We start from the raw sequence: 20769 nt of genomic DNA, 5'->3' as shown, positions 1-20769 counted from the left end.
GCGCTCTAAGCTCTTTTTTAAAAAAAGAGGTATAAATAGGTGTGGTTAACCCAAAAAAGAGAAAAAAAGTATCTAAAAATAAAAATTAGTCGTTTTTAAGAACGTAAATATGTGAAGAATACTCGCCAGATCGTTTTGCTTTAAGATTAGAACGTAATCCAATCCAAAAAGCGCTTAAAAAGTTCATTTTACCACTTCTATATTTTTCTGATAAAAGTGATACGTAAAATGAATCAAATTTCATGGGGAGTACTTTTTCTAATTTTAAATTTTCTTCTTCAAAAAGTTTTTGGATAGAAGTTTTAGAAAAATGCCAAAGATGTCTGGGTACATCATATGCCGCCCAAAAAGAATTATATTGCTTTGCATCATATGATTTAAAATTTGGAACAGCTATAATTACAAATCCATTTGGTTTTAAAAGGCGTTTTAATTCTCTAATTTGAAGTTGCAAATCTGGGATATGTTCTAAAACATGCCACATAGTAATAACATTAAAACTTTTTGAATTCAAATTCGCCGTTTCCGACTTTAAATCAATTCCTTTTTGTTTTGCTAATTCTTTTGCTTGACCATTTGGTTCTACCCCTTCGATTCTCCAACCTTTATTTTTTGCAGCACTCAAAAAATCACCTGTTCCTGCACCAATATCCAAAAGCACACCTACTTGTTGATTTAATGTAGAAATAAGTTTAACCTTTTTGTTTAAAGAATAGGTTTTAACTAAGTGGTATAGTTTTTCAAAAAGAGATCGTTTGGAATCTGTATGAGAAATATAATCTTCGCTCTCATAATATTTACCCAATTTATTTTCATCAGGTTTTGGAGAAGTAACCAACATATCATATTCTTTATCGTAAAGCAACTGAAACTTTTCTCCAGAAACCGTATGGTCTTTACATTCGATAAAAAAATCTAAAGTTTTTTGTGTATTCATTTATGCAGCTAGAAAAATTTAAAATAACGGTTCTATGTTTATGTTGTTTTTAATATCAATTAAGAACGACCTGGTTTTATTATAAAATAACGATCTTGTAGAAAGGCAATTATCACCATTAGGATCTACAATAATAATTTTTACAAAAGTTTCAGCATCTCCTATTTCATTTTTAGTATCTTCTTTGTTCGATTTATTTATTAAATCACTAACCAGATTTGTTCTTATTTCTCTATCTACTTCAAAACTTATTTTGACATTAAATTTAATATCAAAATTATCAAATAGTTTTGTGTCAAAATCTGATAAATTTTGATCCCCTGTTAAACCAAACTGTTTTCGTAATGAACGTTTTGCTTCTTCAGGATACATGTTGGGTTTAAAAAGAAATGATTCTTCATTAAATATGTTTTCAGTTTCTATTCTAAAATTATCAATCTGTCTTACTTTGTGTATAGTGACACACGAATAAAACGAGAATAAAGCAAAAAGCAGTATAAAAGAATTTTTCATTATTTGTTTTTTAAAAATTAGAATGTCTTACAACAAAAAATGTTCCACGTGGAACTATTCTTTAGATCTGTCATAAATTTCTACTCCCAAAAGTTTACTTAACTCATTTGCTTTCCTACTGGCTTTCTCATATTTTTCTGTTTTATAAAGTGTAAAATTCTTGTTTCCCGTAAAAAAACGAACTACAATTTTACTGTGTCTTTCTTTTGTTCCAATTGCACTAACAGCACCCCACTCATTATCTAAACTAAAAGAAGTTGTAAAAACGGAAATATAATCAGGATATTCTAAGTCGAGTTTTGTTTTAAAAATAGGGAATCCAAAAAACGAAAAAAGTTTTTGATTATTAAAATCTCTATTGATTTTATAAGAAACAGAATATCCAAATACTCCTAAAGATAAAAGTAAAAAGATAAATCTGGATAAAATTGGTTCTTCAGTATAAAAAAGAAAAGCAACAGAAATTACCAAAACCAGAATAGAAAGAATTTTTCCTTTTATAGGTTTTTCTTGTTTACAAAGTACACTATTCATCACCTACCCATATAAACTAAAAGTACAGAAATATCACTAGGTGACACTCCACTAATTCGTGATGCCTGAGAAACGGTCGCTGGTTTTATTTTAGACATTTTCTCTCTTGCTTCAAAAGACAAAGATTTCAACTTTGTATAATCAAAATTCTTAGGGATTTTTACATCCTCGAGCCTGTTTAATTTATCTGCATTGTTTTTCTCTTTTTCGATATAGCCAGAATACTTCACCTGGATCTCTGTTTGTTCTAAAACTTCTTTATCCAAATTATTCTCCTCTATATATGTAGAAACTTTCTCAAAATGTTTTATATCATCCAAAGTAATCTGAGGTCTAGAAAATAATTTAAATAATTTTCCGCTCTGGTTAATTGGTGATGTTTTCTTTTCTTCTAAAACAGGATTTGCTTCTTCTGGAGAAACACTTGTATCTTTAAAAAATTGAACAAAAGCACTTGCCTTTTTTTCCTTCTCTTCCATTCTTTTCATTCGATCATCTGAAGCTAAACCAATCTCATGAGATTTTGGTGTAAGTCTAAAATCTGCATTATCTTGTCTCAACAAAGTTCTATACTCTGCACGTGAAGTAAACATTCGATATGGTTCTTCTGTTCCCTTAGTTATAAGATCATCTATTAAAACACCGATATATGCTTCACTCCTTTTAAGAATAAAAGATTCTTTTTCTTTCACTTTTAGCGCGGCATTTATTCCTGCCATTAATCCTTGAGAAGCCGCTTCTTCATATCCAGTCGTTCCGTTAATTTGCCCTGCAAAAAACAATCCGGAAATCAATTTCGTTTCTAATGTATGTGTTAATTGTGTTGGAGGAAAGTAATCATACTCTATAGCATATCCTGGTCTAAAAAACTTTACATTTTCAAAACCAACTACAGATTTCAAAGCTTTAAATTGAACATCTTCTGGTAATGATGTAGAAAATCCATTTACATAAACCTCTACGGTGTTCCACCCTTCGGGTTCTACAAATAATTGATGTCTTTCTTTATCAGCAAATCTATTAATCTTATCTTCTATAGACGGACAATACCTAGGTCCAATACTTTTAATTCTACCATTAAACATTGGAGATCGATCAAAACCTTCTCGCAACAAATTATGAACTTCTAAAGAAGTATATGTCATATGACATGATCTCTGTTTGGTTAATGGTTTTGTTGCATCCGTATAACAAAACTTTTCAGGATTATCATCTCCTGGTTGCTCAATCATTTTAGAATAATCCAAAGATCTTCCATCTACCCTTGGTGGAGTTCCTGTTTTCATTCGTCCGGCATCAAAACCAAAATTAATCAACTGTTCTGTTATACCAGTTGCTGCTTTTTCTCCAGCTCTACCTCCACCAAATTGCTTCTCTCCGATATGAATTAATCCATTCAAAAATGTTCCATTGGTTAGCACAACCGTCTTTGCTTTTACTTCCAATCCTAAAGAAGTTTTAACTCCTTTTATTTTTCCATCTTCAACCAAAATCCCGCTCACCATCTCTTGATAAAAATCCAAATTAGGAGTTTGTTCTAACAACAGTCTCCATTCTTCGGCAAAACGCATTCTGTCACTTTGAACTCTTGGACTCCACATCGCAGGTCCTTTTGACTTGTTCAACATTTTAAATTGTATCGCGGTACGGTCACTCACAATTCCGCTGTATCCACCAAGTGCATCTATCTCCCTTACTATTTGCCCTTTTGCAATTCCACCCATAGCAGGGTTACAACTCATTTGCGCTATGTTTTGCAAATTCATTGTAATAAGCAAAGTGCTACATCCTAAATTGGCAGCTGACGCTGCCGCCTCACTTCCGGCATGACCTGCACCCACCACTATAACATCATACTCCTTATCAAACATAATTTATATTCTATTGTTCCACGTGGAACACCATTTTATTATTCAAAAAAACAGTTGTTCCACGTGGAACAACTGTTGCTTTATTACCACTTATTACATATTAATGTTCCACGTGGAACATTAATAATTTTTCATTTTCTTTTTGTCTCATAAGCTTTTTCTCTTCTTCAAGCTTATCCTTATAACCGCAAAAATGCAATATACCATGTACCAAAACCCGTCTCATTTCTTCCTCAACAGAAACCACAAACTCCTTCGCATTCTCTGCTACTCTTTCTTCAGAAATAAATATATCACCATTTAGTTGATCACCCATAGTATTATCAAAACTTATAATGTCTGTGAATGTATCATGATTCAAAAAATCCTGATTAATTTTAAGTAGATACTCATCATCACATAAGATAAAATTTATCTCTCCTTCTGTTTTGTTCTCTGACGAAATAACAGCAGTAATCCAAGAAGATAATGCGGCCTCATTTGGTAACTCTATATTTGTCTCGTAAAAAAAATTAATCATTGTCTTTCTTGAAATACTCTTGCACCTTTTGCTTATAATTTTGCCGCAAAGGTAATACTTGTCTATTTAATATTTCAGTAGTATTAAAATATTGTTTTGCCTTCTCTAATTGCTGGGAGTTTTGATTGCCAAATTGTACTTGATTTGTTTTACTTTCTCTTTTTTCTTCTTCACCTTGCTCTAACGTAGCATCTTCTAATTTTAATAATTCATGTTTTAAATTAAGCATTTTTGACAATGTTCTTTCATTAAATCCTTTTTCCAAAAGTTCCTGCTCTACCTCTTCCATTTTACGCAACAAACTACTTCCTATCTTATTACCTTTTCCTTCTCTTCGTATTTTATCTTGTAAAGCATTTCTAAGTTGTTGTTGCTGTTTGTATATTTCATATAACTCACCATTCATATCTTCCTTTTGCATCTGCGACTCTCCTTCTCCATTTTTATCATTACCATCGTTTTTATTACCTTCTTTGCCCCCCTTTTCATTTCCTTGTTTACCACTACCCTTACCTTCCTTGCCTTGTTTTTCTCCTTGTTTGCTTCCTTTTTGTTCTCCCTTCTTATCTCCTTTCTTCTTTCCTTTTTCCGCTCCCTCTTCCATCTTCTTATTCAATTCTTCTTGCTTCTTTATAATGTCTGGTAATTGAAACTCATTAGAACCACTTTTTCCTTTACTTCCCGATGCCGACATACTATTTTGCATCTGATCCAAAGTTCTGCTTAGCAAATATGCCAAATCATTAGAACCGGTAACAGTATACTGTTGATTAGCCGAACCCTGAACAACTTGGTTTTCTGCCAACCTCTCTAATGACTTATCTATATTAAATTCTATGTCTGTTAATTTTTGTGTTACCACTTCTGTTATTTGTGGAGTACGTAATGCCAAAGCATAAAGACTATCGTCTATATGTATAAAATTCTCTCTTAATATACTTTGCTTTCTAAGCTTAGACGAATAGCTTGGATTATTAATATCTATACCTTTAAACTTCTTCATTAAACCTTCTTGTCCTATAGAAAAATCTACCAGATTATCCAATATCTGTCTTAACATTTCCATATCTTCTTGCTGTTGTTCTCCACCTGCCATTTGCATTTGCTTCATCATGCCATTGCTCATCTGCTTCATTTTCTGAGCAGCACTTTTCTGATTCTTCTTAGCGTCTGATTTATTTTCTTTATCCAGGTTTTCACTTGCCTTCTGTTGTTCTTTTTTTATTTCATTTTCATCTTCCTTTTTCTGATCCAGACTCATCGGCTTTTTTAAATCTTCATTTTCCTTCCTAAGTTTTTCCATTTCTTTTTGGAAATTTTCAAACTCTTTATTTAATTCATCCTGCTTTTGTTTTGTGTTCTCTTCTTCTTTTTTCTCAGATAATTCTTCTTGTCTTTTGGACAAATCCTCTAACTCTTTAACCAATTTCTCATGTTTTTCTATCACATAATATCGCTTGGTTAATTCTAATAATTGTTCCAGGTTCTTCTTTATGTTTTTATTTTCCTTACCTAACTCTTCCAGTTTCTTTGTTAACTCTTCCTTCTTAATTTTATCTGCTAGACGTTCAATCTCTTCTAAAAGTTTTTCATTCTTTTTAAGTTTTTCCTCGTTTCTTTCGAGCCTTTCTTTTAATGCATCTTTAAAAGGTTCTTCTTTTTCTCTATTCTCTAACTGGTTCAGATTGTCTTTTAATTTTTTAGAAAAATCCTGCATCATTTTCTCCTGCTCTTTTTGTCTTTTCAAAAAATCCTCAAGTTTTTTCTTATCATTAAAATCTAAATTCTTTTTCTCTTTTTGGGTTTTACTTAAGCTTTTCAATTCCTCTTCTTGTTCCTTAAATTTGTCTAATGACTTATTCAATCCAGAAATTGCTTCATTCTGTTTTTTCAACAAATCGTTTTCTTTTTCTTCTTTAGTGAGTTGTCTAAAATTGAACACCTGGCTTTTTGTACTCTTATAATTATGAATCACATCATTATCAAAAACCTCAAAATAAAACTCATAATTACGCCCTTCTACTAAATCAATTCCAGCCGGAAAAGCATAAATAAATTCATCAAAAACAGTTTTATTAATAGCTATATTTTTAATCTTAATATCCGATGCATTATCCCGGTCATAATATACCAACCTCAGTTTATTTAATCCATAGTCATCACTTATTCTACCAAAGAAATAAATGGTTTGATTATCTACAGAATCCTTTTCAGATTTCAAATTCAACTCTGGATATTGATCTTTAATCACATTAAGATTAAACGCCAAATTATCATGATCTTTTACATTCTGGTTAGAGGTAGTGATTTGGTAATCCAAATTAGAATACACTAGTTTTTGGTAAGAAAAATCGGTTCCATTCTTTGCCAAAGGAATAACAGAATCCTTAGTTTTTAATTCTACTTTATCTGTGTTTCTCGTGTAAACAATCCAATTAACTTTTGTTCCTTCTGGGATAGTTGCGTTACCCGAACTTTTTAAAATTTCGTCAACTTTCTTAGTATAACCAGGATAATCCAATTTCATTTCAAAATTAAGTAAAGCTGGAATTGGAACCACCAATAAACGATGTGGTATCGAATTTACTTCGTTCGCACTTATAACAAATTCTAAAGATTCTTTTGGTTGAATAAACCTATATTCAAACTCACCTATGCCTACATTTTTTAAAAAATAGATTTCATCATTATATGTAATTGTAGCATTATCAGGAACTATATCACCAGCTGTTCTTACTTTAAGAACAAAATCCTTATTTTCGAATGCGTTCAAATCTTTATTAACTATAAAAAATTGAAAAGGTGCAGGTGGCTCATAAGCTACTTCATAATTTACCACTCTTTTATAGCTATCAGAGATCCAACCTGTTTTATTAAAAACAAACAATAGTAGGAATATAGCTACAGGAATCGCTGCGTATTTAAGATATTTAGCATTCTTCTTTAAGTTAATAGCCAACTTAAAAGGAATTGGTTTTAGTTCATTTGACTTTTGTTCAATACTTGCTAGTAACAAAGCAGATGAATTTTCATTTTCACTTAATTGTAATAGGTTTAAAAGTCTATCACTTACTTCGGGAAAATGATTTCCAATTATACCAGATGCTTTTTCATAATCAATTCCTCTTGTAAGCTTAAATAGTTTAGCAATTGGTACTAGTATAAATTTCACAAACAAACCGAGCTCGACTGTAATAAAAAGCCAAAATAATATAGTTCTTCCTAGTCTACTAAGCCACAAAAAATTCTCAACAAGTAGTGTTATTAAAAAATATAAAACACCAATAGCGAAAAAAAGAATAACACCTTTTATAAGTTCATTGACATAGTATTTTCTTGTGAACTGCTCTAACTTGCTTTTTATGAACTGAAAATTATCCATATTTTATACCTTCCTTTTTCATTAACCACTAAATCTACAATTTTATTTTTAATAGAATTGTTATATTTATGATAATTCAATCACCTAGAACATAAGTTGTTATGAGAGATCTTAAATATATTTGTGCATTCACAATACCATTTATGGCAATTATTGGTATTTGGTTACAAGGAATTTATACCTATCTAACACCTATGTACGCCTTTGGATTAATTCCTATACTAGAATTATTTACAAATTCATCAACCAAAAATTTAAACGACGAACACAAAATATTACAATCCAAAAAAAAGATATTCGACTGGATGCTTTATATCAACCTTCCTATTGTTTATAGTATTTTACTCTTCGGCATTTTTACCTGTACTACGTCTAATCTAAAAACTCATGAAATTATAGGTATCATTATTTCATTAGGTATTGTTTTGGGATCAAACGGAATAAATGTCGGACACGAATTAGGTCATCGATATACAAAAGAAAGATATATAGGCAAAGCTCTTCTTCTTCCATCGCTGTATATGCATTTTTATATAGAGCATAATTTTGGTCATCACTTAAACGTGGCTACTAAAGAAGATCCCGCCACAGCAAGATATAATCAACCTGTCTATTTTTTTTGGATAACTTCGACTATACGGCAATACATAAATGCCTGGAAAATACAATTCAAATTACTAAAACAAAACAATCAAACTTTCTTCTCTATAAAAAATGATATGCTCTGCTATTTTTTTATTACTCTTCTATATCTAACATCACTTACCTATTTCTTTGGTCTTTTAGGATTGCTGGTTGCAGTTTTAAGTGGAGTAACCGGCTTCCTATTACTTGAAACTATTAACTATATTGAGCATTATGGTTTAGTAAGAAAGAAAGAAAACTCTGGTCGTTATGAACGTGTAAGGGAAATTCATTCATGGAACTCGAATCATACTTTGGGAAGAATTATGTTGTATGAACTAACACGACATAGTGATCATCATCACAGAGCATCAAAAAAATATCAAATTTTAGATCATCATGATAAAAGTCCTCAATTACCTTTTGGTTATCCTACATCTATGGTATTATCATTACTCCCTCCCCTGTGGTTTTTGATTATGAATAAACGCGTTCCACGTGAAATGAAAAGTATTTAAAAGGTAATAAGAATTTCATGGGTTATCCCGCAAAATCATTTCCATAGCATATTTAAGATTGTATCTTTGCTATTTATTTGTAAGACTTTTTAAAGTTTAAAAAACACAATCATGACAAAAGACATTAGGGTACGATTTGCACCAAGTCCTACCGGACCCTTACATATAGGAGGTGTGAGAACTGCATTATTTAACTACCTCTTTGCCAAGCAACATAATGGAACCTTTGTTCTTAGAATAGAAGACACCGATCAAAACAGATACGTTCCTGGTGCCGAAGATTATATTAAAGAAGCGCTCGATTGGTGTAGTATTCCATTCGATGAAGGACCAGGAAAAAATGGAGGATTTGGACCGTATAGACAAAGCGAACGTAAACATTTATACAAGCAATATGCAGATCAATTAATAAAAGAAGGTCACGCATATTTTGCTTTTGATACTACTGAAGCTCTTGATAGTCATAGAAAAGATCACGAAGCCTATGGCAAGACATTTATTTATAATTGGCATAACAGAGAAAAACTTACCAATTCTCTATCCTTATCTGAAGATGAAGTAACGGCAAAAATTAACTCTGGAGAATCTTACGTTATTAGGTTTAAATCTCCTAAAGATGAGATTTTACATCTTACAGATGAAATCCGTGGAGACATAAGTATTGACACTAATGTTCTAGATGATAAAATCTTATTTAAAAGTGATGGGATGCCTACATATCATCTTGCTAATATTGTAGATGATCATTTAATGAAAATTACACATGTGATTCGAGGAGAAGAATGGTTACCATCCTTAGCGCTTCATGTTCTTTTGTACCGCTCATTTGGTTGGGAGGCTCCAAGTTTTGCACATTTACCTCTCATTCTTAAACCTGTAGGTAAAGGAAAACTTAGCAAAAGAGATGGTGATAAAATGGGATTTCCGGTATTCCCATTACAATGGGTAGATCCAAAAAGTCAAAGTATCTCTTCTGGATATCGTGAAGATGGCTACTTACCCGAAGCTGTTGTTAATATGCTTGCCTTTTTAGGGTGGAATCCAGGTACAGAACAAGAATTATTTTCTTTACAGGAGTTAATCAAAGAATTTGACTTAAAACGTGTTAATAAAGCAGGTGCCAAATTCGATCCAGAAAAAACTAAATGGTTTCAACAGCAACAGTTACAAAAAATCGATAGTACTATATTGTCCCAACAATTTGAGGTCATTTTATCTGAAAAAAACATTTCTACAACCTTAGATCTTAATGTTATTATAGATACGATAAAAGAACGGGCTACATTCACCAAAGATTTTTGGGATCTTAGTCATTTTTACTTTTTATCACCCAGTGAATATGATGAAAAGGCCATTAAAAAGGCTTGGAAACAAGATACGCCAGGTTTAATGCACGAGTTAACACGAATACTAAATGACATTTCAGATTTCTCAGAAGATAATGTTTCAACTATTGTAAAAGGGTGGATTGCAGGGAAAGAAATTGGTTTTGGCAAAATCATGATGCCACTTCGTATAGCTTTAGTCGGTTCGCTTCAAGGGCCAGATTTATTTCAAATTGCGTCTATGATCGGTAAAAAAGAAACTACTAAAAGAATAGAAAACGCCATCGAGAAAAACTAGTAAAAAAATACAGGTCACTATTTCATACTAATAGTGACCTGTAATATTATTAATGACTTTTAATAATCGAATTTTTCTAATGTTCCATCCAAATTATAAACGAAAGTAAAATCAGTCCCTCCATTTTCTGGTTTTAATTGAATGAAATAATTCATCTTTGACTTATCTCCATCATCAGGTGCCATGATAGAAGTTATATTCAAAACAACTGCACTAATATCTTTCTCTTCTTTAAGTTTTTTTATAGAACTTTCTACAAGTTCTCCTAGTTTACTTAAGTCTACCTCTTCATTTAAATTAAACATAAAATCTTGAGCCTTACCGCCAGATAATTCGAGAGTAACATCTGCTGTTTGCGACCATGAGCTGTTACTAAAATTCCAACTTTCCATTTTTAATGACGACGGATCTTTGGTTACTGTTGTAGTAATTATGGTTCCTACTTGCTCAACATATGTAATTGATAGTTCGGTATAAAAAGCATTATCTCCAAATTTACTTTTTAAGTTCTCCTCTACTCCTTCAAATCCTTTTGCATCGAACGAAAGCTTACTGTTACAAGAAGAAATAAAGATTGTTATTAATACTACAAGTAATAATTTTTTCATTATTTTCATTATTTTACCTTTTAAATTAAAGGGTGCTAACATACCAGAATCATAAAACAAATTAGTATTCTAAAAAAAGATTGTGATGATTATGCCCAAAAAAGTGATGGTTTACTTATCTATAATTCTTTTCTCCTAAAATGTAACATATATCAAAATTACTATACTGATACAGTAACTGCACTAAACTATTAAACTATGGGGAAACAATATAAAGTTATACGTATATCAGAAAATTGGTCTTCAGAAAAGCTTAGAGAAAAGGCAGAAAATGCTATGAACAAGTTCTCTAAAGAAGGCTGGGAAGTTGTTGACATTTCTTTTTTAGCAAATACATATATAGCTATGATAACAATTTCAAAATAACGATCAATCATTTACAATTTATTAGTACATTGATTTTCAGAAAAACTTTTAACTCTTAATATATAAAACAATGGGACTATTTTTAATTCCAATAGTAATTCTCGGATTTATCATTCTGCTTTCAGGTATATTCACCGTAAAACAACAAACCTCTGCAGTGGTTGAGCGATTTGGTAAATTTTTGAGTATCAGAAACTCGGGATTACATTTTAAAATTCCGATTTTTGATAGAATCGCCGGACGAATCAATCTAAAAATCCAACAGCTTGATGTTCTTGTCGAAACCAAAACAAAAGATGATGTATTTGTACGTCTTAAAATCTCTGTTCAATTTCAGGTAATTAAAGAAAAAGTATACGATGCTTTTTATAAATTAGAAAATCCACATGATCAAATTACATCTTATGTTTTTGATGTTGTTCGTGCCGAAGTACCAAAAATGAAACTAGATGATGTTTTTGAACGTAAAGATGATATTGCCATAGCAGTAAAACAAGAACTTAATGAAGCCATGGTAAATTATGGATATGATATCATTAAAACTTTGGTGACAGATATTGATCCTGATATGCAGGTTAAAGAAGCTATGAACAGAATTAATGCTGCCGAACGTGAAAAGGTGGCAGCAGAATATGAAGCTGAAGCTGAAAGAATTAAAATTGTAGCAAAAGCACGTGCTGAAGCTGAAAGTAAAAGATTACAAGGACAAGGTATTGCAGATCAACGTAGAGAAATTGCCAGAGGTCTAGAAGAGAGTGTTGATGTTTTAAATAACGTAGGTATTAATTCTCAGGAAGCTTCTGCTCTAATCGTAGTAACACAGCATTATGATACTTTACAATCTATTGGTGAAGAAACTAACAGTAATTTAATTTTGCTTCCCAATTCTCCACAAGCAGGAAGCGATATGTTAAATAACATGATTGCATCATTTACGGCTTCAAATCAAATTGGAGAAGAAATGAAAAAGCAAAACGCCAAAAAGGGTCTTGGCAAAAAACCAGACAACAATTAATAAAAATATAATTTTAATTCGTAAACCCGATCAAACTTTGTGATCGGGTTTATTTTTTCTACAATAATTTAAAATTGTTGTTATTTTTCTAAAAAACTTAAAATAACGCGTTTTTATACAACCAACACATAAAAGTGATAAGATTATATTACCTCTTTTTTTTCTTCTCTTACATCTTTTTATATGAATCCATTTTTAATAAGAAAAAATAATGATTTCTTAAAAACCATAAGAATTCTTTATACTATAAAAAATTGTTATCTTTAAGAAAAATTGTCTCCCATGAAAAACTTTTTATTTGTTTTCATTTTCATTTCTGGTAGTATTTTTTGTCAAGACATAAATACACTTAAAGAATTTGCATTACGAGATGCCAAAGCAACTTCTAAAGCATCTATAGATAGAAATTTAAGTACAATACTCAAATATACTCATCCAGAAGTTTACAAAGCTTATGGGGAAAAACAACTAATGGATACTATGGATGAAATTTACAGAACCATGGATGCTCAAAAAATAAAAATCCTTAGTTCTGAAATAGATGAAGTAACCGAGATAAAAAAAGAAAGAAAAGAATATCATTGTTTGGTTAAAAACACAGTGAAAATGGACTTTAATGGTAGGTTAATTACTTTAAAAAGTTCATTATTTGGTTTTTATAACAAGAAAAAATCTCAATGGTATTTTGTAGAATCTAATAAACTTCTTGATGATCCGCATACCAAAAAGCTCTTTCCTAATTTTAAAACAGATATAGAAATTCCTTTAGATGAGCATATTGCAGATAATTAAAAATTAAAAAACTTATAGACACAAAACATTTTCTGTATCTACAAGTTTTTCCATTATATATTATAGTTAGAAGCCACTTTTTTGGCTTCTAATTGCAATAATTCATTCTTATCCTCAAGAGCTTTGGTAACAAAATCTTTTGCTAACTGATCAGGTTGAATTCCTTTATTTTTAAGGATTTCACTTAAGGCGATCATAGTAGCAATACGAGTTCCTGCTTTTTTTACAGCTGTTTCATAAAGAGGTACAAGCTCTTCTATTTCTACAGTTTTGGCAGCTTCTATAATTTTGATTTTAAGCCCTTCTCTTTTAATATCTGGTACATTTGTATACTTCTTCCCTGCTCTTTTTATTTCTTCGATTGCAGGTATTCCTTTTTGCTGATTCTGAGGTTTGTTTTGATTATTTTGATCTATCGAAACCGGTTTTACTTTTGCCCATGTATCTCGTAAACCAACAGTTTTATTAAATACCAAAGCATCAGGTTTACTATCTATATCCACATTAAAATACCCTAATCTTTGAAACTGAAACTGGTCTAATGGTTTAACATCCTTTAGACTAGGCTCTATATAACCTGTTATTATTTTTAAAGAATCTGGGTTTAAAAACTCAACAAAATCTTTGTCTTTATGACCATCTGGAGCTTCATCATTAAATAATCGATCATAAATCCTAACCTTAGAGGGAATAGCATGACTTATTGATACCCAATGTAACGTACCTTTTACATTACGTTTTGATTCTTCGGTACCACTTCCCGACTTGCTCTTTGGATCATATGTACATTGGATTTCTGTAATATTTCCTTCGGCATCTTTTATCACTCGTTCTCCTTTGATGATATACGCATTTTTAAGGCGTACCTCTTTTCCTAAAGTTAACCTAAAAAACTTTCTCCCTGCCTCTTCTTTAAAGTCCTCTCTTTCGATATATAATTCGCCAGAAAACGGTATTTTTCTAGAACCTGCAGCTTCATCTTCTGGGTTGTTTTCTGCTTCTAACCACTCTTCTTCTCCTTTTGGATAATTGGTAATAACAAGCTTAACCGGATCCAAAACGGCCATTACTCTTGGTGCTGTTTTATTAAGATCTTCTCGTACACAGAACTCTAATAATGATACATCAATTACATTTTCACGTTTTGCAACGCCAACAGTTTCAACAAACTTTCGTATTGATGTTGGAGTATACCCACGCCTTCTTAATGCCGAAATTGTAGGCATCCTGGGGTCATCCCATCCAGATACTACTCCTTCTTTTACTAACTTGAGTAATTTACGCTTACTCATGATCGTATAACTTAAATTAAGTCTTGCAAACTCCCTTTGTTTTGGTCGTATATTCGTACTATATACTTGATCAAGGAACCAGTCATACAATTTTCTATGTGGTTTAAATTCTAAGGAACATAAAGAATGTGAGATGTTTTCTATATAATCACTTTCGCCATGTGTCCAGTCATACATTGGATATATACACCAATCATCACCGGTTCTGTGATGTGATTTTTTTAATATTCTATACATCAAAGGATCTCGCATTAGCATATTTGGGTCTGCCATATCGATCTTTGCCCTCACAACATGATCACCTTCATTAAACTCACCTTCTTTCATTTTCTGAAAAAGCTCTAAATTTTCTTTAACAGAACGGTCTCTATATGGACTATTTGTTCCTGGTTCTGTGGTAGTTCCTTTTTGAGAAGCAATAGTTTCTGCAGATTGAGAATCTACATAGGCTTTACCATCCTTAATAAGTCGAACAGTCCAATCATATAATTGCTGAAAATAGTCAGACGAATAACATTCTTTATCCCATTGATATCCTAACCATGTTATATCTTCTTTAATTGCATCTACATATTCCTGTTCTTCTTTGGCAGGATTAGTATCATCAAAACGTAGGTTTACTGGTGCATTATACCTAAGACCAAGACCAAAACTAATACCTATTGCTTTGGTATGCCCTATATGTAAGTATCCATTGGGTTCTGGAGGGAAACGAAAACGTAAATTTTCTGTACTCATACCTGTTGTAAGGTCCTCCTCTACAATATGCTCTATAAAATTAAGCGGTTTTTTTTCTTCTGACATCTGTAATCTAATAAAACACAAAACTACAAATTCTAATCCTGCCTTGCTATTGTATAAAAATCTTTAATGCAATTATTTTATTAATATCAAAATTCATCAGAAAAGGGGTATTCTCCCTACACAAATCATAAAGATTCTTTTTACATTTGCTTAAAAACCCCGTGGGACTAATAAAGTTAAAAAATATCAAGGTTTATGCTTATCATGGATGCCTTGTTGAAGAGAAAAAAATAGGATCGGATTACAGAGTAGATCTAAAGATTAAGGCCGATTTATCAAAGTCTGCAATATCTGATCGTTTAGCAGAAACTGTAGATTATGTTCATCTTAATCATATTGTAAAAGAAGAGATGGCTATTCGTTCTAAATTATTAGAACATGCCGCAGAGCGAATTTTAGTTCGTATATTAGATGAATTACCATTGGTTGATAAAGTTGTTGTAGATGTTTCTAAAATTAATCCACCTATAGGCGGAAATGTAGAAATGGTTACTATCACAAGGAGTAAAAACCGATAACTATAGTGTTAAAATTGCATGAAAAGCGTTTTATTGTAAAATCATTTAAGAAGTAATCATAAATTTTTTTACATTTGCCTTCCAATCAAAAATTGGGTGTCGTGGCCGAGTGGCTAGGCAGTGGTCTGCAACACCATCTACAGCGGTTCGAATCCGCTCGACACCTCAAAAATCCTGTACTTACGTGCAGGATTTTTTATTTAAATCTGGATTCTGGTGTTATTTTTTCAATTTCGTCCTGAATTCGTTTCTCCATTGTATCTGGTAAAACACCTTTTAAAATAAGAAATACACCAAATACAATCATAATAATACTAATGACTCTTTTGATGATATAGGTTCTTTTTGGAGTTAATTTTCTCTTCAATCTCTTTGCTAGCAACATTTTAAAGAAATCAATAAAAAGATATGTACCTAAAACCATTGTAAAAAAACGTAGAATTCTATTGGTATTCATATCTAACTGTGGTCCTATAACAATAATAACACTTAACCAAAATCCTAATACTCCAATATTTATAAAATTGAGTAAAAAACCCTTTATAAATAACATAAAATAGTTATGCTTATTGATAATTTCTACCGTAGTATCTCTAAGTTTATTATAGTTTTTTCTTTCCTGAATAAAAGAAATTACACCATAAGTAGATAATAACATCCCTCCAAATATAAATAAGGCAGGATCATCTTTTATTTTTTCTAAAATCTGATTGGTACTAAAATAAGCGATAAGAATAAATACTATATCTGCAAAGATAACTCCTAAATCTACAGCTAAAGCTGCTCTAAACCCTTTAATAGCTGCTGTTTCCAGAAGTACAAAAAAAACGGGTCCAATTAGAAAGGCTAATAAAAAACCTAATGGTATAGCTGCTTGAGCATCTTGAAGCATAGGGTCTAAGCGTATTTATTACAAAGTTAAAAACTACTTAGTTAACTTCAACAATTTTTCCACCTAAAAATTTTTTAGTATCCTTTTGTTTCGGATCTCCATAAATCCTTATACTTCCTCCTGCATTAGTATTTGCTTTGATATAATCTTTAGCATTTACTTCTGCTACTCCACCAGCACTAATTTTTACTTGTGTTCTTTTTGTTTCGAGTTCACTACCAAAATACTTTCCTCCAGAATTAATAACGACTTCCTGTTCTTTAGCTATACCCTCTAAATGTACTTCTCCGCCTGTAACCGCTTTAACAAATAATGTTTCACTTTTAGTTTTTGCTTGTATAATTGCTCCTTCCTGAGCTCTAAGATCAAGTTTATTTCTGGTAAGAACATCTTTTACTTCTACTGTTGATCCTTCATTAGCATCAATTTTTCTAAGCTCTTCATAATGCACCAAAACTTCGGTATTACTTTTATCCCACAGATTATCCAAAGACATTCTAATTTTTAAAATAAGACCTTCTTGAATAACTTCTACGTCGTATCTTTTATAACCAGTGATTATAACTTTATGTTTATCACTTTTAACAAGAGTTACTTTTATTTTATCAAAAACTTTTACTTCTGTAAAATAATCTAGATTTTTGGTTTTAACGTCTTCTTGTGCTTGCCCTAATGCAACCCATAAAAACATAAAAAGAAATATCAATTTTTTCATCGCCCTGTTTTTAAGATTTATATTTCAACTCTGATCTTACAAAAAATAAACGACACTAATTTTTTAATTATTCTATTTCTTCCTTGTTTCCTAACAAGGTAAAATCTAAGTGTCGTTTTATAAGATCAGCATTTTTTACTTTTACATATACCTCATCTCCTAATTGGTATACTTTTTTGGTTTGTTCTCCTATAATAGCATATTCATCTTGATCAAAAACATAGTGATCATCACTCATGTCCCGCAGACGAATCATACCTTCACATTTATTATTAATTATTTCTACATAAATCCCCCACTCGGTAACTCCAGAGATGACTCCAAGAAACTGTTCATCCTCATGATCTTTCATAAACTTTATCTGCATAAACTTTATAGAATCACGTTCTGCACTGGCAGCTAGATTTTCCATACTGCTACTATGATTACATTTTTCTTCATACTCATCTTCTGCAACAGATTTTCCTTTATCTAAATAATGCTGTAACAAACGGTGTGCCATAACATCTGGATATCTACGTATTGGCGAAGTAAAATGTGAATAATAATCAAATGCTAATCCATAATGACCAATATTATGAGTAGTATATTCTGCCTTACTCATACTACGTATAGCTAAAGTATCAACTAAATTTTGTTCTTTTTTACCTTGAACATCTTTTAATAATCCATTTAATGACTTGGTAGTAGTCTTTCGATCTCTAAGATCTAATTTATATCCAAATCTTCCAATAATATTTTGTAATGCTGCTAATTTTTCGTCATTAGGCTCATCATGCACCCGATAAATAAATGTTTTTTTAGGATTTTGCTTTCCTATGAACTCTGCGACCTTTTTATTAGCTAATAACATAAACTCCTCAATAAGTTTATTAGCGTCTTTAGAAGTCTTAAAAAACACTCCTACTGGTTCGTTATTTTCGTTTAGACTAAATTTTACTTCTACTTTATCAAAAGAAATAGCTCCTTCTCCCATTCGTTTACCTCGCATAACTTTGGCAAGCTCATCTAATTTAAGTACAGCATCGGCTATTTTTTGATCGGCTTTATATTCTTTTCTGGTAAGTGAAATCTCTGCGGGAATTACATTATCGCGGGTTTCTATAATATGCTGCGCTTCTTCGTATGCAAATCTTGCATCAGAATAGGTTACTGTTCTTCCAAACCATTGGTTTTTAATTTCTGCTTTATCATTTAATTCAAACACTGCAGAAAATGTATATTTTTCTTCGTTTGGTCTTAATGAACAGGCATTATTAGATAGGACCTCGGGTAACATAGGTACTACTCTATCTACCAGGTATACAGATGTTGCTCTTTCATAAGCTTCATCATCAAGTATTGTTCCTGGTTTTACATAATGTGATACATCTGCAATATGAATTCCGATTTCATAATTACCATTTTCTAAAATCTGAAATGATAATGCATCATCAAAGTCTTTGGCATCCTTAGGATCAATAGTAAACGTAAGAATTTTTCTCATATCCCTACGATTCTTGATTTCTGATTCCTGAATAGATGTATCTAAAGTGTTAGCATAATTCTCTACCTCCTCAGGAAACTCATAGGGCAGACCATACTGAGCCAAAATAGCATGTATCTCGGTATTGTGTTCTCCTGGTTTTCCTAATACTTTAACTATTTTTCCAAAAGGTGAATCTGCTTTTTCTGGCCAGTCTTCTAGTTTTACTAAAACCTTATCTCCGTTCTCTGCATCGGCTATTTTATTCTTAGGTATAAAAATATCAGTATACATTTTGCCGTCTTGCATATTTACAAAGGCATAATTTTTTTGAATCTCTATTACACCAACAAACTCACTTCTTTTGCGAGAAATAATCCTCGAAATCTCTCCTTCGCTCTTTCCTCTTCGTTTTCTACGATACACATAAACCTCTACCTCATCTCCGTTTAACGCTTTATTAAGATTGTTATTTGGAATAAAAATATCATCTTCAAGATCTTTTACAATTACATATCCCGTACCTTTTGAAGTGATTTCTAGAATACCTGTATAGGTATTAATATTAGGTATGATTTTAAATTTTCCTCTATCTACCTCTTCTATCTGTTTCTTAGCAGCAAGTTGAGATAATTTTTTTATAATCTGGTTTCTACTACTTGCATCATCTACTCCTAGTTTTGATGCGATTTGCTTATAATTAAAACTTTTATTTGATTCAGCTTTTAATATTTTGAGTATTTCCTGGGTAATATTCTCTATTTTAGGTGACTTCTTTTTTCTTCTTCTACTCTTTCTTTTCATTAATGTCTATTCTATATATTTATGATAAAAGTACAGCTTATCTTTTAACATCAGTAATTTTAACTTTAAACTTTTATTAATACTTAAATCATATTACTACCAAATAGCTATAAAATCCATTATCTGTAAATCAAGATATTACATCAAAAAAAAGTAAATAATTACGGCTATTTTTCTTAAAATTTACTTAATTTTAGTACACTAGGATTCAATTTTATCCGTTTAGTATTTAATTCGATATGCACAAAATCAAAAAAATACATAAGATCATATTACTCTTCATACTCATATTTCTATTGGGTATATATTCGTTTACCTTATACATTAATAATACAATAGATCATAAGCAAGATACTTTAGAAGGATCAGAAATAAATAGTTCTGTAAAAACAGATCGTGAAGCCAGTCAAATCAATTAATCTTTTACTATAAAAAATTATTTATCAATCTAAGAGAAATTGATATTCGTTTTGATTAGTATCAATTTGATTGTTACGCTTATTTTGTATCTTGTAGAAATAAGATTATCAAGGAATAATTTTAAGAAATGAAAGATTTTATTACTATCAAAACATATACATATCCTTTTGAGTATGCTATACTTAAACTACTTCTAGATCAAGAAGGTATTTCTTATTTCTTCGAAAATGAAACAATGGTCGGTGTTTTTCCTTTCTACTCAAACGCACTGGGAGGTATTAATTTAAAAGTTCATAAAAGAGACAAAAACAAAGTACTTCAGATCATAAGTGATCTGAACACAAATTCTCATCTTAGAATTGTATAACCTAGTATTCATATTTTCTTTATAGTTTTCAACATATATTAAATATATCTTTTTCTTTTTTTTAAATTTAAAATTAATAATGATGATTATAATATAGTGTGGATAGCGGTATAACTTTTTTAAGTTTTATTTGTTTTTTAAGTTAAACTGAATTTTAAAATATATATGAACAGGATATCATTATTCTAA

Annotated in this window: 18 protein-coding genes and 1 tRNA gene; 8 read left to right on the top strand and 11 right to left on the bottom strand. The window is 31.1% G+C overall.

What is annotated here, in order from left to right:
• Nucleotides 1-85: 85 nt before the first annotated feature.
• From NNH57_RS17055 to NNH57_RS17030, 6 genes are all read right to left on the bottom strand, one after another.
• Nucleotides 86-937, bottom strand: coding sequence for a class I SAM-dependent methyltransferase (locus NNH57_RS17055; protein ID WP_074409877.1), 852 nt, complete (start codon nucleotides 935-937; stop codon nucleotides 86-88).
• An 18-nt stretch (nucleotides 938-955) separates the two neighbouring features.
• A complete protein-coding gene (locus NNH57_RS17050; protein WP_074409876.1) occupies nucleotides 956-1450 on the bottom strand; it encodes a hypothetical protein in 495 nt (164 codons plus the stop codon).
• A 54-nt stretch (nucleotides 1451-1504) separates the two neighbouring features.
• Nucleotides 1505-1984, bottom strand: a complete 480-nt coding sequence (locus NNH57_RS17045; protein ID WP_074409875.1) for a hypothetical protein — start codon at nucleotides 1982-1984, stop codon at nucleotides 1505-1507.
• The gene (gene mnmG / locus NNH57_RS17040; RefSeq protein ID WP_074409874.1) at nucleotides 1984-3855 is read right to left on the bottom strand and encodes a tRNA uridine-5-carboxymethylaminomethyl(34) synthesis enzyme MnmG; all 1872 of its coding nucleotides are present in this window, start codon (nucleotides 3853-3855) and stop codon (nucleotides 1984-1986) included. Before mnmG ends, NNH57_RS17045 begins: the two co-directional genes overlap by 1 nt.
• 100 nt (nucleotides 3856-3955) lie before the next feature.
• Complete coding sequence (ybeY, locus tag NNH57_RS17035; protein WP_108808244.1) at nucleotides 3956-4375, bottom strand: rRNA maturation RNase YbeY; 420 nt, start codon at nucleotides 4373-4375, stop codon at nucleotides 3956-3958.
• A complete protein-coding gene (locus NNH57_RS17030; RefSeq protein WP_328515244.1) occupies nucleotides 4368-7547 on the bottom strand; it encodes a hypothetical protein in 3180 nt (1059 codons plus the stop codon). Before NNH57_RS17030 ends, ybeY begins: the two co-directional genes overlap by 8 nt.
• A gap of 311 nt (nucleotides 7548-7858) precedes the next feature.
• Between NNH57_RS17030 and NNH57_RS17025 the strand changes: the two genes are divergently transcribed.
• Together NNH57_RS17025 and gltX are read left to right on the top strand one after the other, a co-directional pair.
• On the top strand, nucleotides 7859-8899 hold the full coding sequence (locus tag NNH57_RS17025; protein WP_074409871.1) for an alkane 1-monooxygenase: 1041 nt from the start codon (nucleotides 7859-7861) through the stop codon (nucleotides 8897-8899).
• Nucleotides 8900-9010: 111 nt separating this feature from the next.
• Nucleotides 9011-10522, top strand: a complete 1512-nt coding sequence (gene gltX, locus NNH57_RS17020; protein WP_108808246.1) for a glutamate--tRNA ligase — start codon at nucleotides 9011-9013, stop codon at nucleotides 10520-10522.
• Nucleotides 10523-10581: 59 nt separating this feature from the next.
• On the opposite strand, the gene NNH57_RS17015 is transcribed toward gltX, so the two are convergent.
• Nucleotides 10582-11130, bottom strand: coding sequence for a hypothetical protein (locus NNH57_RS17015; RefSeq protein WP_132066128.1), 549 nt, complete (start codon nucleotides 11128-11130; stop codon nucleotides 10582-10584).
• 198 nt (nucleotides 11131-11328) lie between these two features.
• Here NNH57_RS17015 and NNH57_RS17010 point away from each other — a divergent pair, with 198 nt between their 5' ends.
• The 3 genes from NNH57_RS17010 to NNH57_RS17000 all read left to right on the top strand — a co-directional run bounded on the left by NNH57_RS17010 (nucleotide 11329) and on the right by NNH57_RS17000 (nucleotide 13303).
• Nucleotides 11329-11496, top strand: a complete 168-nt coding sequence (locus tag NNH57_RS17010; protein WP_082995014.1) for a DUF4177 domain-containing protein — start codon at nucleotides 11329-11331, stop codon at nucleotides 11494-11496.
• A 70-nt stretch (nucleotides 11497-11566) separates the two neighbouring features.
• Nucleotides 11567-12511 (top strand): SPFH domain-containing protein, encoded by a 945-nt coding sequence (locus NNH57_RS17005; RefSeq protein WP_074409868.1) that lies wholly within the window; start codon nucleotides 11567-11569, stop codon nucleotides 12509-12511.
• Between the two features lie 282 nt (nucleotides 12512-12793).
• Nucleotides 12794-13303, top strand: coding sequence for a hypothetical protein (locus NNH57_RS17000; protein ID WP_074409867.1), 510 nt, complete (start codon nucleotides 12794-12796; stop codon nucleotides 13301-13303).
• Between the two features lie 53 nt (nucleotides 13304-13356).
• On the opposite strand, the gene NNH57_RS16995 is transcribed toward NNH57_RS17000, so the two are convergent.
• Entirely contained in the window at nucleotides 13357-15399 is a 2043-nt protein-coding gene (locus NNH57_RS16995) for a glutamine--tRNA ligase/YqeY domain fusion protein (protein ID WP_074409866.1), read from the bottom strand.
• Between the two features lie 161 nt (nucleotides 15400-15560).
• Between NNH57_RS16995 and folB the strand changes: the two genes are divergently transcribed.
• Together folB and NNH57_RS16985 are read left to right on the top strand one after the other, a co-directional pair.
• On the top strand, nucleotides 15561-15917 hold the full coding sequence (gene folB, locus NNH57_RS16990; RefSeq protein WP_025666131.1) for a dihydroneopterin aldolase: 357 nt from the start codon (nucleotides 15561-15563) through the stop codon (nucleotides 15915-15917).
• Nucleotides 15918-16012: 95 nt separating this feature from the next.
• A tRNA-Cys gene (locus NNH57_RS16985) sits at nucleotides 16013-16083 on the top strand.
• A 30-nt stretch (nucleotides 16084-16113) separates the two neighbouring features.
• On the opposite strand, the gene NNH57_RS16980 is transcribed toward NNH57_RS16985, so the two are convergent.
• The 3 genes from NNH57_RS16980 to rnr form a co-directional block, all read right to left on the bottom strand.
• A complete protein-coding gene (locus NNH57_RS16980; protein WP_074409865.1) occupies nucleotides 16114-16809 on the bottom strand; it encodes a LysE family translocator in 696 nt (231 codons plus the stop codon).
• Nucleotides 16810-16846: 37 nt separating this feature from the next.
• The gene (locus NNH57_RS16975) at nucleotides 16847-17524 is read right to left on the bottom strand and encodes a head GIN domain-containing protein (protein WP_074409864.1); all 678 of its coding nucleotides are present in this window, start codon (nucleotides 17522-17524) and stop codon (nucleotides 16847-16849) included.
• Between the two features lie 67 nt (nucleotides 17525-17591).
• A complete protein-coding gene (gene rnr, locus NNH57_RS16970) occupies nucleotides 17592-19793 on the bottom strand; it encodes a ribonuclease R (RefSeq protein WP_074409863.1) in 2202 nt (733 codons plus the stop codon).
• A gap of 547 nt (nucleotides 19794-20340) precedes the next feature.
• Here rnr and NNH57_RS16965 point away from each other — a divergent pair.
• Nucleotides 20341-20580 (top strand): hypothetical protein, encoded by a 240-nt coding sequence (locus NNH57_RS16965; RefSeq protein WP_034240345.1) that lies wholly within the window; start codon nucleotides 20341-20343, stop codon nucleotides 20578-20580.
• The last annotated feature ends 189 nt before the right edge of the window (nucleotides 20581-20769 follow it).

The organism is Aquimarina spinulae (assembly GCF_943373825.1).
Classification (GTDB): Bacteria; Bacteroidota; Bacteroidia; order Flavobacteriales; family Flavobacteriaceae; genus Aquimarina; species Aquimarina spinulae.
The sequence above is the reverse complement of the archived record's forward strand: the minus strand, read 5'-3'. Positions and strand labels throughout refer to the sequence as shown.